9 protein-coding genes are annotated in these 13,097 nt (G+C 70.9%); 7 read left to right on the plus strand and 2 right to left on the minus strand.

Going from position 1 to position 13,097, the window contains the following annotated elements:
- Positions 1 to 4: 4 nt before the first annotated feature.
- Positions 5 to 1,012: an AraD1 family protein gene (gene araD1 / locus ACHWVH_RS00960; RefSeq protein WP_026143438.1), complete on the minus strand. Its 1,008-nt coding sequence runs from the start codon at positions 1,010 to 1,012 to the stop codon at positions 5 to 7.
- Between the two features lie 152 nt (positions 1,013 to 1,164).
- On the opposite strand from araD1, the gene ACHWVH_RS00965 reads away from it, so the two are divergent.
- Positions 1,165 to 2,148, plus strand: coding sequence for a LysR substrate-binding domain-containing protein (locus ACHWVH_RS00965; protein WP_017915375.1), 984 nt, complete (start codon positions 1,165 to 1,167; stop codon positions 2,146 to 2,148).
- A 160-nt stretch (positions 2,149 to 2,308) separates the two neighbouring features.
- Here ACHWVH_RS00965 and ACHWVH_RS00970 read toward each other — a convergent pair whose 3' ends face one another.
- A complete protein-coding gene (locus ACHWVH_RS00970; RefSeq protein ID WP_394686478.1) occupies positions 2,309 to 3,106 on the minus strand; it encodes an SDR family NAD(P)-dependent oxidoreductase in 798 nt (265 codons plus the stop codon).
- A 174-nt stretch (positions 3,107 to 3,280) separates the two neighbouring features.
- Between ACHWVH_RS00970 and ACHWVH_RS00975 the strand changes: the two genes are divergently transcribed.
- The 6 genes from ACHWVH_RS00975 (at position 3,281) to ACHWVH_RS01000 (ending at position 12,857) form a co-directional block, all read left to right on the plus strand.
- Positions 3,281 to 5,005, plus strand: a complete 1,725-nt coding sequence (locus tag ACHWVH_RS00975) for an IlvD/Edd family dehydratase (RefSeq protein ID WP_394686479.1) — start codon at positions 3,281 to 3,283, stop codon at positions 5,003 to 5,005.
- Between the two features lie 258 nt (positions 5,006 to 5,263).
- The gene (locus tag ACHWVH_RS00980; protein ID WP_026143437.1) at positions 5,264 to 5,788 is read left to right on the plus strand and encodes an RNA polymerase sigma factor; all 525 of its coding nucleotides are present in this window, start codon (positions 5,264 to 5,266) and stop codon (positions 5,786 to 5,788) included.
- Between the two features lie 65 nt (positions 5,789 to 5,853).
- Complete coding sequence (locus tag ACHWVH_RS00985) at positions 5,854 to 6,852, plus strand: FecR family protein (protein WP_394686527.1); 999 nt, start codon at positions 5,854 to 5,856, stop codon at positions 6,850 to 6,852.
- Positions 6,853 to 7,120: 268 nt separating this feature from the next.
- Positions 7,121 to 10,012, plus strand: a complete 2,892-nt coding sequence (locus tag ACHWVH_RS00990) for a TonB-dependent receptor (RefSeq protein ID WP_394686480.1) — start codon at positions 7,121 to 7,123, stop codon at positions 10,010 to 10,012.
- A gap of 129 nt (positions 10,013 to 10,141) precedes the next feature.
- Positions 10,142 to 11,443, plus strand: a complete 1,302-nt coding sequence (locus ACHWVH_RS00995) for a histidine-type phosphatase (protein ID WP_394686481.1) — start codon at positions 10,142 to 10,144, stop codon at positions 11,441 to 11,443.
- A gap of 109 nt (positions 11,444 to 11,552) precedes the next feature.
- Complete coding sequence (locus tag ACHWVH_RS01000; RefSeq protein ID WP_394686482.1) at positions 11,553 to 12,857, plus strand: jacalin-like lectin; 1,305 nt, start codon at positions 11,553 to 11,555, stop codon at positions 12,855 to 12,857.
- The last annotated feature ends 240 nt before the right edge of the window (positions 12,858 to 13,097 follow it).

The raw sequence follows: 13,097 nt of genomic DNA on the forward strand, positions 1-13,097 counted from the left end.
GGTTCTACAGCGCGCGCACGCCGCCCAGGGCGAATCCGCTGTCGACGCGCTGCAAGGGATTGACCAGCGCCGCGCCGAACTCGGCCAGTTCGATCTCGAAGCGGTCGCCGGGCTGCGCCTGCACGCCGTCGGCGAAGCTCAGCGTGGCGGTGCCGAAGAAGTGCAGGTGCACGTCGCCGGGCACGCGGTGCGCGGCGTACTTGAAATGGTGGTACTCGAGATTGGCCAGCGAATGGCACATGTTGGCCTCGCCGGTGACGAAGGGCTTCTCCCAGATCACCGCATCGCCGCGGCGGATGCGGCTGTGGCCGCGCAGGTCGCGCGGCAGCGCGCCGCAGCGCAGTTCCGGGCCGACCGCGCAGGCGCGCAGCTTGGAATGGGCCAGGTACAGGTAGTTCTGGCGCTCGGTGACGTGGTCGGAGAACTCGTTGCCCAGCGCGAAGCCGAGCCGGTACGGCACACCGTCGGCGCCGATCACGTACAGCCCGACCAGTTCCGGCTCCTCGCCGCCATCCAGGGCGAAGTCCGGCGACGGCAGCGGCGCGCCCGGCGCGACCAGGCTGCTGCCGTCGCCCTTGTAGAACCATTCCGGCTGCGCGCCGGGCTGGCCGTCGCGGGGGATGCCGCCGTCCACGCCGAGCTGGAAGATCTTCATCGAATCGGTGAGCGTGCCCTGTGCCGCCTGCTGCTGCAGGTTCTGGTGCATGGCATCGCGGGTGGCGGCGCTGCCCAGGTGGGTCAGGCCGGTGCCGGTGACGCGGCAATGCGCCGGGTCCGGATGGGTCAGCGGCGGCAGCACCCGGCCGGCCGCCAGCAGCGCGGCGTAGTCGAGCACGCGCTCGCCGCGCAGCTGCTGCGCCTGCGCCTCCAGGCTGTTGCCGGCGGCCAGCGCCGCGTTGGCCAGCGCATAGGTGGACGCCACCTCGCGCAGCAGCCGCACCTGGCGGCCATCGTCTTCCACCACACCGACGCCGGGCGTGCCGGCGTCATCGAGCAACTGGATCAATCGCATGCATCGGTCGCCTGTCGGAATGCGGACGCGCAGCGGGCGGCGCGGGACACGCGCGGCGCGATGCGCCCGACCTATTCTGGCCGGACGACCTATATGCAACAAATATCGGTTTTGGCTTAACGTATACGAACATTCGTATCTCTGTGAGCGCCATGCCTGCCGCCCCGCCCTGGTTCGTCCGCGCCCGCCTGAAGACCCGGCAATTGATGCTGCTGCTGGCGATCGAGGAGGAAGGCAACATCCACCGCGCCGCCGAAACCTTGAACATGTCGCAGCCGGCCGCCTCCAAGCTGCTCAAGGACCTGGAGGACATGCTGGCGGTGCCGCTGTTCGAGCGCCTGCCGCGCGGCATGCGCGCGACCTGGTACGGCGAGGCGATGATCCGCCACGCGCGCATCGCCCTGGCCAGCCTCGGCGAGGCCGGCGCCGAGATCGAGGCGCTGAAGGCCGGCTATGCCGGCAGCGTGGCCGTCGGCGCGATCGCCGGCCCGGCGATGAGCCTGCTGCCGTCGGCGCTGGCCCAGGTCGGCGCGCAGCATCCGCTGCTGCGGGTGAGCCTGCGCGTGGACGGCAGCGACGTGCTGCTGGAGCAACTGGCGCAGAACAAACTGGACATCGTGGTGGCGCGGCTGTTCGCCCGGCACGACAAGCGCCACCTGCACTACCAGGCGCTGGCCGAGGAAAAGGTCTGCGCCATCGCCCGCCCCGGCCATCCGCTGCTGGCGGCGCCGGCGCCGACGCTGGCGGTGCTGGCCGAGGCACCGTGGATCGTGCCACCGGACGGCAGCGTGCTGCGCCACCGCTTCGAACTGATGTTCCAGAACGCCGGGCTGGAAGCGCCCAAGCGGGTGATCGAGACCTCGGCGCTGGTGGTCCTGCCGCAGTTGCTGCGCCATGGCGACGCGCTGGCGGTGGTGCCGGAGGACGTGGCCCGGCATTTCGCCGACCACGGCAGCGTGGCGATCGTGCCGGTGGCGCTGTCCTGCCGCATGGACGCCTTCGGCCTGATCACCCGCCGCGACTGGCTGCTGTCGCCGGGCGCGCGGATCGTGCTGCAGGCGCTGCAGGAGGCGGCGGCCACGGTGTACGGTGTCGCCGTGACGGCGACCCCGCCGTCGCTGCCTGCGGACGGCTGATCGCGTCGGGACTGAAGTCCCTCCCACAACGCGCCGCCCAGCAGCAGCGCCCGGCTGTTTGTGGGAGGGGCTTCAGCCCCGACGAGCGAAGCCGGATACCGCCTCCGCTGTTGCCCTGCCCGAACCGGTGCCCCCGCGACGCCCGGCCGCGCGACCGCGCTCAGGTCCAGCCGCCGTCCACCACGAACTCCTGCGCGGTGATCGCGCGCGCCTCGTCCGAGGCCAGGAACAGCGCCATGCGCGCGATGTCCTCCGGCATCACCTTGTCCGGCAGGCACTGATTGCGTGCCAGTTCGCGCTCGCCGGCCTCGTCCAGCCACAGGGTGACCTGGCGTTCGGTCATCACCCAGCCCGGGGTCAGCACGTTGATGCGGATCCGCGCCGCGCCCAGGTCGCGGGCCAGGCCGCGGGTCAGGCCGTTCACCGAGGACTTGGCGGTGGCGTACACCGGATAGCCGCCAGTCTTGCTCTGCCAGCCGGTGGAGCCGAGGTTGACGATGGAACCGCCGCCCAGCCGCTGCATGCCCGGCACCACCGCCTGGATGGCGAAGAACGCCGCACGCTGGTTGATCGACACGCAGCGCTCCCAGTACTCCGGGGTCACCGCGTCGAGCGCGTGGCGGTCGTCGCTGCCGACGTTGTTGAGCAGCACGTGGAAGTCGCCCAGCTCGGTCGCCGCGTCGCCGATCGCCGCCTGCAGCGCGGCCACGTCGGTGACGTCGCAGCGACGCCACCACGGCACGGTCAGGCCAGCCGCGGCCAGCCGCTCGGCCAGCGCGGCGCTGGCCTCGGCCGCGACGTCGACGAAGGCCACCTGCGCGCCCTGCGCGGCGAAGGCCTCGACCAGCGCGGCGCCGATGCCGGAACCGCCGCCGGTGATGAAAACGCGGCGCCCGTGCAGGCTGCCATAGGTTGCGTTGCCGAGGGAGGAAGGCGCTGCGCTTGCCGAGTTGTCCATGCCGTTTCGCTCTAGGTGGATAGGATTTCGATATATGAAAACAAATATCCATTCGGAGATATTTGCTATTTTTCACGTATCAATATGCCCGCTAGCATCCCCGGCGTAAAGCATCCGGGGGCGGCTTGCGCACAAGGCGGATCCCGGCGTCCTGGACTCGAGGAATCCGCCGACATGGGCTCACCCAGCAAACCGCCGCGCCGCAGCCAGGCGTGGTTCGGGCGCGAAGGCAAGCAGGGCTTCTACTACCGCAGCTGGCTCAAGAGCGCCGGCCATCCGCACGACATGTTCGATGGCCGCCCGGTGATCGGCATCTGCAACACCTGGTCGGAACTGACCCCGTGCAACGGCCACCTGCGCGAACTGGCCGAACACGTCAAAAAGGGCGTGTACGAGGCCGGCGGGTTCCCGCTGGAGTTCCCGGTGATGTCGCTGGGCGAGACGCAGATGCGCCCCACCGCGATGCTGTTCCGCAACCTCGCCAGCATGGACGTGGAGGAATCGATCCGCGCCAATCCGCTGGACGGCGTGGTGCTGCTGATGGGCTGCGACAAGACCACCCCGTCCTTGCTGATGGGCGCGGCCAGCGTGGACCTGCCGACCATCGGCGTGTCCGGCGGGCCGTCGCTGTCGGGCAACTGGCGCGGGCAGCCGCTGGGCTCGGGCACCGGCGTGATCGAGATGTCGGAGATGGTCCGCGCCGGCACCCTGAGCCAGGACGACTTCGTCGAGGCCGAGGCCTGCATGCAGCGCTCCAAGGGCAGCTGCATGACCATGGGCACCGCCTCGACCATGGCCAGCATGGTCGAGGCGCTGGGCATGTCGCTGCCGGAGAACGCCGCGATCCCGGCGGTGGATGCGCGCCGCGCGCGGCTGGCGCGGCTCAGCGGGCGGCGCATCGTGCAGATGGTGGAAGAGGATCTGCGCATGTCGCAGATCCTCACCGCCGACGCCTTCGCCAATGCGATCAAGGTCAATGCGGCGATCGGCGGCTCCACCAACGCGGTGCTGCACCTGCTCGCGCTGGCCGGCCGCGTGGGCGTGCCGCTGCAGTTGGACGACTGGGACCGGCTCGGCTCGCGGCTGCCGTGCCTGGTGAACCTCAAACCGTCCGGCCAGTACCTGATGGAAGACTTCTACTATGCCGGCGGGCTGCCGGCGGTGATGCGCGAACTCGGCAGCGAACTGGCGCTGGACGCGCGCACCGTCAACGGCCGCACGCTGGGCGAGAACGTGGCGCAGGCGCCGTGCTGGAACCGCGAGGTGATCCATCCGCTGGACGCGCCGGTGCGCGCGGAGGCCGGCATCGCCGTGCTGCGCGGCAACCTGGCGCCGGACGGCGCGGTGATCAAGCCGTCGGCGGCCTCGCCGCACCTGCTGCGGCACCGCGGGCGCGCGGTGGTGTTCGAGAGCATCGAGGACTTCAAGGCGCGCATCGACGACGAGGCGCTGGACATCGACGCCGACTGCATCATGGTGCTGAAGCACTGCGGCCCGCGCGGCTATCCGGGCATGGCCGAGGTCGGCAACATGCCGCTGCCGCCGAAGCTGCTGCGCGCCGGCGTCACCGACATGGTGCGCATCTCCGACGCGCGCATGAGCGGCACCGCCTACGGCACCGTGGTGCTGCACGCCTCGCCCGAGGCCGCCGCCGGCGGCACCCTGGCGCTGGTGCGCGACGGCGACATCATCGAACTCGACGTCCCCGGCCGCGCACTGCACCTGGAAGTCAGCGACGAGGAACTGCTGCGCCGGCGCAGCGAATGGACGCCGCCGCCGGCACCCACGCGCGGCTGGAGCAAGCTCTACGTGGAGCACGTGCAGCAGGCGCACCTGGGCGCCGACCTGGACTTCCTGGTCGGCGGCAGCGGCGACGCGGTGGCGCGCGATTCGCACTAGCGGTCGCGGCGAGATGCATCCACCTTGCCTTCGCAGGAGCGGCGGCGAGCCCGCCGTGCGCACTGTGGGAGGGACTTCAGTCCCGACGCATTGCGCCATCGGAACGCACACCACGTCGCGCGTCGCGGCTGCATGACAGGCGACTCCCGCAGGAAGTGGCGAACACCGCCTTGCTCCACACGCACCGCCCCCAAACGTCACCGAACCGTCATCTGCAGCTTCTAGCCTGCCCCGCACCCCAGGGACAAGGCAGGCTCGGTGGCGGCTCACCCCAAACGCGCATGGGCGCGCATGTTCGCGGAACACGGCCCGGTGCTGCGCGGCTTCTTCGTGCGCCGCGGCGCACGCGAAGACGCCGAGGACATGGTGCAGGAAACCTATCTGCGGTTGCTGCGCGCGCATCGGCAGCAGGGCGAGGCCATCGCCAATCCCGAAGCCTATCTGTACACCGTCGCGCAGAACCTGGCGCGCGAACAGGCCGCGCGTCGCCGCCAGGCGCCGCTGCGCATCGACGAGATGGAGCAGTTCTCGCAATTGCTGGCGGCGGGAGACGACGTGGAAGACAGCGCACACCGGCGGCAGCGCCAGCAGCACCTGCAGGCCCTGCTCGCCGAGCTGCCCGCGCGCACCCGCGCGGTGCTGGTGATGCAGTACCGCGACGGGCTGAGCTACAAGCAGATCGCCGAACGCATGGGCGTGTCGCCGCACATGGTCAAGAAGCACGTGGTGCGCGGGCTGTCGGCCTGCCGCCGCGCGCTGGCCGACAGCGGAGACCGCTGGTGAACGACAGCACGTTCTCTTCGCGCAGTGCCATCGCCGATGCCGCGCACTGGCATGCGGTGCAACGCATGCAGCCGCTGGACGCGAAACAGGAACAGCAGTTGCTGGACTGGCTGACCGCCTCGCCGCAGCATCTGCGCGAGTATCTGGCCATGCAGCGCGTGGCCGGCGAACTCGGCGAGGCGCTGCGCGGCATGGACCTGGACGTGGACGCCTTGCTCGCCAGCGACGACACCGGCGATGGCACGGCGAGCGGCAACGTCATCGCCCTGCCCGTGACGCGGCGCGCGACAGCGGCAGCGCCAACGCGTGCGGCGCGCGCCCACGCCGCGCCGCGCTGGCGTCTGGCCGCGGCCGCCGCGGTGTGCGCGGTGGCGGTGCTGGTCGGCTGGGCCTGGCCGCGCAGCCAGACCTACCGCACCGCACTCGGCGAACAACGCAGCGTGCAACTGGCCGACGGCAGCACGGTGCGGCTCAATGCGCAGACCCAGGTACGCGCCACGCTGACCCCCTGGAGCCGAAAGCTGCAATTGCTGCAGGGCCAGGCCAGTTTCGTGGTCGCCGCCGACCGGCGCCCGCTGCAGGTGCAGGCCGGGGGCCTGCGCGTGGAAGATATCGGCACCACCTTCGACATCGCCCTGCACCCCGACCAGGCGCGCATCGAGGTCTCGGCCGGGCGCGTGCAGGTGTGGCGCCAGGATCGGCCGCAACAGCCCATGCTGGCCGATCTCGGCGCCGGCCAGAGCGCGCGCATCGACACCGCCGATGGCCGGGTCGAACTGGGCAACGAGGACGTCGCGGCGATGCACGCGTGGTGGCAACACCGCATCGTGTTCCGCGACGAACCGCTGGCCAATGTCGCCGAGGATTTCAACCGGCTCAACCGCACCCGTCTGCTGATCGACGACGCCGACGCCGGGGCGATGCGACTGACCGGCAACCTGCGTGGCGACGACGTCGCCGCGTTGCGCGCCTTCCTGGATGCGCAACCGACATTGCAGGTGCGCACCAGCGCCGACGGCATCCACGTGCGCAGCCGCACGCCGACACAGGCGCGCCTGCAGTAGCGCGGCAACTGCGTCGCGCGCACTGCGCGACGCACGCATCCTTCAAACCAGACGGCCGGCACGCCATCAGCGCGTCACATGCATCGTGCACGCACGCATCCGTGCGCGCACGCGAAGCCAGCACCCCCACGCACGTGTCACAGAAAATTCATCGAAAAACGGTGCCCGATCTTCGTCGTCGCGCCTCGTAGTCCGGGGACAGCGCAGGCAAACGCCCATGGGCGATGCCGCGCGCACCACACCACCCCCGCTCTCACAGGACCCGACGATGCGCCGCACCCTGTTCCTTTCCATCGCCCTCGCCCTGCACGCCGGCGTCGCCGGCGCGCAGACCGCGCCCATCGCGGTCGAGGCGATTCCCGCGCAGCCGCTGGCGCGCGCGCTCAATGCGCTGTCGCGGCAGACCGGCCTGCAGTTCGTCTATGCCGCCGGCAGCACCGGCAACCCGCAGACCCATGGCAGCCGCGCTGGTGCGGCGCCGGAACAGGCGCTGCAGCAACTGCTCGACGGCACCGGCCTGCGCTACCGTTTCCTGACCCCGACCACGGTGACGATCGAGGCCGCGAGCGCGCCGGCCGAGACCGCCGCCACCGCGCCGGCGGCGATGACGGCGGCACCGCCGCAGGCCACGCCCGCGGACGCGCCGGTCAAGCAACTGGACGGCATCCAGGTGCTCGGCAGCTACGCCGGCAGCCTCAGCGCCGCGCTGCGCGAGAAGCGCTACGCCGACAGCGTGGTCGACGTGATCGCCGCCGAGGACATCGGCAAGCTGCCGGCGCAGAACGTGGCCGAAGCGCTGCAGCGCGTGCCCGGCGTGTCGATCGTGCGCGACCGCGGCGAAGGCGTGTACGTGCGCGTGCGCGGCCTGGGGCCCAACTTCCAGGTGACCACGCTCAACGGCCAGACCATGGCGGTCAACGAGAACGTGCGCACCTCCGGCCAGACCGGCCGCCAGTTCCGCTACGACACCCTGCCGGCGGAACTGGTCGCCGGCCTGGAAGTGATCAAGAGCCCCACCGCCGACCTGGACGAAGGCGCGATCGGCGGCATCGTCAACGTGCGCACGTTCCGCCCGCTGGAACTGGGGAAAACGCTTACCAACGTGTCGCTGGAGTCGAGCCAGGCGCAGCGCACCCACGCCAACGACCCGCGCGTGTCCGGCCTGTTCAACTGGGTCAACGCCGACGGCACCTTCGGCCTGCTGCTGTCCGGCGCCTACGCGCAGCGCAGCCTGCGCCAGGACCGGGTCAACGAAGTGAGCTGGGACTACTACCGCAACGGCGTGCCGGGCGTGCCTGGCGCCAACTACGTCCCCACCGGCCTGCGCCCGACGTTGGAACTGGAGCAGCGCGAACGCACCGGCATCGCCGCCTCGCTGCAGTGGAAACCGAGCGCGGCCTGGGAAACCAACCTGGACCTGCTCTACGCCAAGCAGACCGTGCACTACGACGAATACAGCCTGGGCGTGGGCTTCGACAGCCTGGCCAAGCTCAGCAACCTGCGCGTGGCGCATGGCGGCGTCGCCGGCTTCGACTACCGCAACGGCCAGGTGCAGATCTCGCGCGAGACCTCCGGCATCACCGACGACAACCGCAGCGCGCGCCTGTCCAGCACCTGGAGCGGCGATGCGTGGACGCTGGGCGCGGTGGCGTTCCACTCGCAGGCGCACAGCTACGACTCCGATCCGATCCGGCGCACGCGCCTGCGCAGCGGCACCACCCTGTCGATGCGCGTGGACATGCCGCAGGCCGATGGCGACGACGTGCCCGACTGGCGCTTCACCAACGGCTTCGACCCGACCAACCCGGCCAGCGTGGCCGGGCGCCGCCTGGAGTGGCGCGAGATCGATGCGCGCGACAAGGAGGACGCGCTGCAGCTCGACGCCAAACGCGCGCTCGGCGACGGCTTCTTTCGCGAGCTCAAGTTCGGCGCCAAGTACCGGCAGCGCTCGCGCACCTACGATCGCGCCGACCTGCTGCTGACCAGCATCGCCGGGGTGCGCTTCCCGGCCGGCAACTTCACCGCGCTGCCGGTGGACGACATGCTGACCGACGCCAACGGCAACCTGCCGCGGCAGTGGCTGGCGCCGATCGAATCGCGCTTCTTCGGCACCTGGCCGACCGCCGCGGACCTGGTCAACACGCCGAACAGCGCCGACCTGCAGAACTCCTACGAGGTGAAGGAGAAGATCGGCTCGGCCTATGCGATGGCCGACTTCGGCGGCGACCTGGCCGGCCGCGCGCTGCGCGGCAACCTCGGCGTGCGCCTGGTGCGCACCGAGCAGACCACCGACGGCCACGCCGACGTCAACGGCAGCGCGCAGCCGGTGCACTTCGAACGCAGCTACAGCAATGCGCTGCCCTCGTTCAACGCCGCCTGGGACGTGCGCGAGGACATGGTGCTGCGCAGTTCCGCGGCCAAGGTCATCACCCGTCCCGACCTCACCGACCTGTCGTCCAAGCTCACCTTCAATTCCAGCGGCGAGATCCTCACCGCCAGCGGCGGCAATCCGTCGCTGCGTCCGTTCGAGGCCTGGCAGTACGACCTGACCTTCGAGTGGTACATCGACGGCACCTCGGCGCTGACCGGCGGCGTGTTCTACAAGGACATCTCGCGCTTCATCCAGACCCAGATGTCGAACCTGCAGTACCAGGGCCAGACCTACCTGCTCTCGTCCAAGACCAACGGCAGCCAGGCCAGCGTCAAGGGCGTGGAAGTGGCCTACCAGCAGGTCTTCGCCGGCCTGCCGGCGCCGCTGGACGGACTGGGCATGCAGCTCAACTACACCTGGACCGACAGCGAGGCCACCTATCGCGACGGCAGCCGCACCTTCACCGACAGCCTTGAAGGCGTGGCCAAGAACACCTACAACGCGGTGCTGTTCTACGAGAAGGGACCGCTGATGGCGCGGGTGAGCTATGGCTGGAGCGACGACATCGTCAACGCGGTAGGCACCGCCAACGTCGCCACGCTCAACAGCGACAAGTTCGGCAGCCTCGACGCGAACGTGGCCTGGAAGGTCAACGACACCCTGTCGGTGTTCGTCAACGCGATCAATCTCACCGGCGCCGTGCAGCGCCAGTACGTCGGCGACCGCCTGTTTGGCGGCTACACCGACTACGGCCGCACCTGGTCGGTGGGCTTGCGCGCACGTTTCTGATCCGCCGCGCTGCCGCCCACGCGCGGCAGCCCGCCCGCCCCGCGGCCTGCATCGCCGCGGGCGCCGGCCATCGCACCGTGCGCCGCCCGCCGCCGCGCGCGGCGTACCGCCTCTGCCTGGAGCTTGCCGATGCCATCGCTGCCGCGCCTCGCCACCCTCGTCCTGTTCGCCTTCGCGCCACTGGCCTGCACCGCCGCACGTGCGCAAGCGGCCGCGACGGACACGCTGGAAAAAGTCGTCATCCTCAAGCGCCACGGCGTGCGTGCGGCGATGTCCAGCGCGGAGCAACTGGAGCGCTATTCGGCACGCCCCTGGCCGCGCTTCGCGGTGCCCGCCGGGTATCTCACCGCGAACGGCGCGGCGCTGGAACGCTTGTTCGGCGCCTACTACCGCGCCCGCTATGCGCCGCTGGGGCTGTTCGCCGGCGACGGCTGCGCGGCCGCATACTACTGGGCCAACCGCACCCAACGCACCCTCGCCTCGGCGCAGGCGCTGGCCAGCACGCTGACCCCGGGCTGCGCCAATCCGGTGCACAGCGTCGCCGACGATGCCTCCGATCCGCTGTTCGACGGCGCGCCCGCCCTGCGCACTCCCGCTGTGGTGGCGCAGATGCGTGCGGCCATCGCCGGCCGCATCGGCGGCGACGCGCAGGCCTGGAACGCGGCCCAGGCCGATGCCATCGACAGCCTGCAACAACTGCTGCTGCAGTGCGCGCAACGGCCCTGCCCGGCCGACGCCGGCAGCGGCAAGCTGCGCCTGGATGCGGTACCGGCGCGGCTGGGCGATGCCGACGACGCGATCCCCGGCATCGAAGGCCCGGCCTCGACTGCTTCCGGCCTCAGCGAAAGCCTGCTGATGGCCTGGGCCGACGGCCAGGACTTCGCCGCGCTGGGCTGGCGCGGCGTCGACGAGGCCAGCCTGCTGCGCGCCTTCGCCCCGCACCAGGCCGAGTTCGCGCTGCGCCTGCGCGCGCCGGCGGTGGCGCGCATGGCCGCCTCGCCGCTGGCCGCGCGGCTGCTGGCGACGCTGCTGGACGGCAGCGGCCAGGCCACGCGGGCCGAACCGATCGGCGGCGCGGCGCGGCTGTTGGTGCTGTCCGGCCACGACGGCACCTTGACCCTGCTGGCCGGCATGCTCGACCTGCACTGGCAACTGCCCGGCTACCAGCCCGACCAGACCGTGCCCGGCGGCGCGCTGGTGTTCGAGCGCTGGCGCCGCGCCGACGGCGAACGGGTGATCCGCCTGCGCTACACCGCGCAGAGCCTGGCGCAACTGCGCGAACGCCGCGCGCTGACGCTGCAGGCGCCGCCACTGGAGTCGCCCGTGTTCATCCCGCAGTGCAGCCGCGCCGACGCCGCCTACGACTGCCCGCTACCCGCCTTCGCCGCCGCGGTCGAGGCCGCGCTCGATCCGCAGTTCCTGACCCCATGACGCCACGTGCGCCGGCCCCGGCCGGTCGCGCGGCGGCATCGGTGCCTTCCGGCACCGCCCCTGGCGCTCGCGCCACCCGCTGTTCCTCCCAACCCGCAAGAGGCGATTCATGATCCAGCATCTACGCACCCTCGTGAGCTACGGCATCGGATTGAGCCTGGCCTGCGCCGGCGTGGTCCACGCGCAATCGGACGTCGGCGTGCTCGACGTGCTCACCTACAACGTCGCCGGCCTGCCGCAGGGCATTTCCAGCAGCAACCCGGCCGCCAACACCGCCCAGATCGCACCGAAGCTGGCGCCCTACGGCCTGATCAACGTGCAGGAAGACTTCAACTATCACGCCACCTTGTACGCGGGCGACCAGCACCCCTACCGCACGCCCACCAGCGGCGGCGCGGCGATCGGCGACGGCCTCAACACGCTGAGCAACTACCGTTTCGACGACTTCACCCGCATCAAGTGGGACAAGTGCAACGGCACCGACTGCCTCACCCCCAAGGGCTTCAGCTACATGCGCGTGCGCCTGGACGACGGCGTGCTGCTGGACGTGTACAACGCGCACCCCAACGCCGGCACCGAAAGCGCCGACCTGGCCGCGCGGCGCGCCAACATCAGCCAGCTCTCGCAGTTCATCCAGACCTGGTCGGCCGGCAACGCGGTGTTGGTGATGATGGACTCCAACACCCGCTACACCCGCGCCGACGACAACATCCGCACGCTGATCGCCGGCAACGGCCTGACCGATGCCTGGGTGGAACTGGTCAAGGGCAGCGCCCCGGCCGCCGGCGCCGCGCCGCTGCTGTGCGGCACCCCGCCGACCAACGACTGCGAAGTGGTGGACAAGATCCTGTACCGCGACGCGCCGCAGCTGACCCTGGTCGCCAACCGCTACAAGCTCGACGACGGCAACTTCTACGACAGCGACGGCAAGCCGCTGTCCGACCACTACCCGCTGGCCGCGCAGTTCGGCTGGGCAGTCGGGACCACCGTGCGCACCAGCGACCAGTTCGGCGGCCCGCACGGCACCCCGTTCAACGACATCGCCAAGGGCGCCGAGCAGCGCACCATCGCCAGCGTGACACTGCGCGGCGCCTCGCGCCTGGACGGCATCGCGCTGAGCCTGGACAACGGCAGCACCCTGGCCCACGGCGGCAGCGGCGGCGACCCGGTCACGCTGCGCCTGGGCAGCAACGAGCGGCTGACCTCGGCCACGCTGAGCGTGGGCCAGTACAACGGCCACACCCGGCTGTTCTCGCTGAGCCTGCGCACCAACCAGGGCCGCAGCCTCAGCGCCGGCACGCCGACCGCCGAGACCTACACGCTCACCGCGCCCAGCGGCTGGCACATCGCCGGCTTCACCGGCCGCGACGGCGACGAGATCGACAAGCTCGGCGTGGTGTACCGCAAGGATTGACGGACCCGCGGGCGCCATCGCGCCTGCGGCACCGCAACGGCAACGGCGCGCGTGGCGACGCGCGCCGTTCGCCTTACCGAAGAAGAGGCGCCGGCTGCGACCTGCGGCCGGTCGCGCGCATCGACATGCAGCGAGCGGATGCACGTGGCTGACGGTGCGGATCGGAAATCTCCACACCAGGCCGCGCGATGCGGCCACGCGTCTATGTGGGCCGCACTCGCGCGCGCACCACCGCATCGC

It is taken from the genome of uncultured Xanthomonas sp. (assembly GCF_964278005.1).
Classification (GTDB): domain Bacteria; phylum Pseudomonadota; class Gammaproteobacteria; order Xanthomonadales; family Xanthomonadaceae; genus Xanthomonas_A; species Xanthomonas_A sontii.

What these genes read in the sequence shown, in the direction of transcription:
- ACHWVH_RS00985 (WP_394686527.1), top strand. Translation starts at nt 5,854, where the DNA reads ATGCAGCCGCTGGACGCGAAACAGGAACAGCAGTTGCTGGACTGGCTG.
- araD1 (WP_026143438.1), bottom strand. Translation starts at nt 1,012, where the DNA reads ATGCGATTGATCCAGTTGCTCGATGACGCCGGCACGCCCGGCGTCGGT.
- ACHWVH_RS00965 (WP_017915375.1), top strand. Translation starts at nt 1,165, where the DNA reads ATGCCTGCCGCCCCGCCCTGGTTCGTCCGCGCCCGCCTGAAGACCCGG.
- ACHWVH_RS00970 (WP_394686478.1), bottom strand. Translation starts at nt 3,106, where the DNA reads ATGGACAACTCGGCAAGCGCAGCGCCTTCCTCCCTCGGCAACGCAACC.
- ACHWVH_RS00975 (WP_394686479.1), top strand. Translation starts at nt 3,281, where the DNA reads ATGGGCTCACCCAGCAAACCGCCGCGCCGCAGCCAGGCGTGGTTCGGG.
- ACHWVH_RS00995 (WP_394686481.1), top strand. Translation starts at nt 10,142, where the DNA reads ATGCCATCGCTGCCGCGCCTCGCCACCCTCGTCCTGTTCGCCTTCGCG.
- ACHWVH_RS00990 (WP_394686480.1), top strand. Translation starts at nt 7,121, where the DNA reads ATGCGCCGCACCCTGTTCCTTTCCATCGCCCTCGCCCTGCACGCCGGC.
- ACHWVH_RS01000 (WP_394686482.1), top strand. Translation starts at nt 11,553, where the DNA reads ATGATCCAGCATCTACGCACCCTCGTGAGCTACGGCATCGGATTGAGC.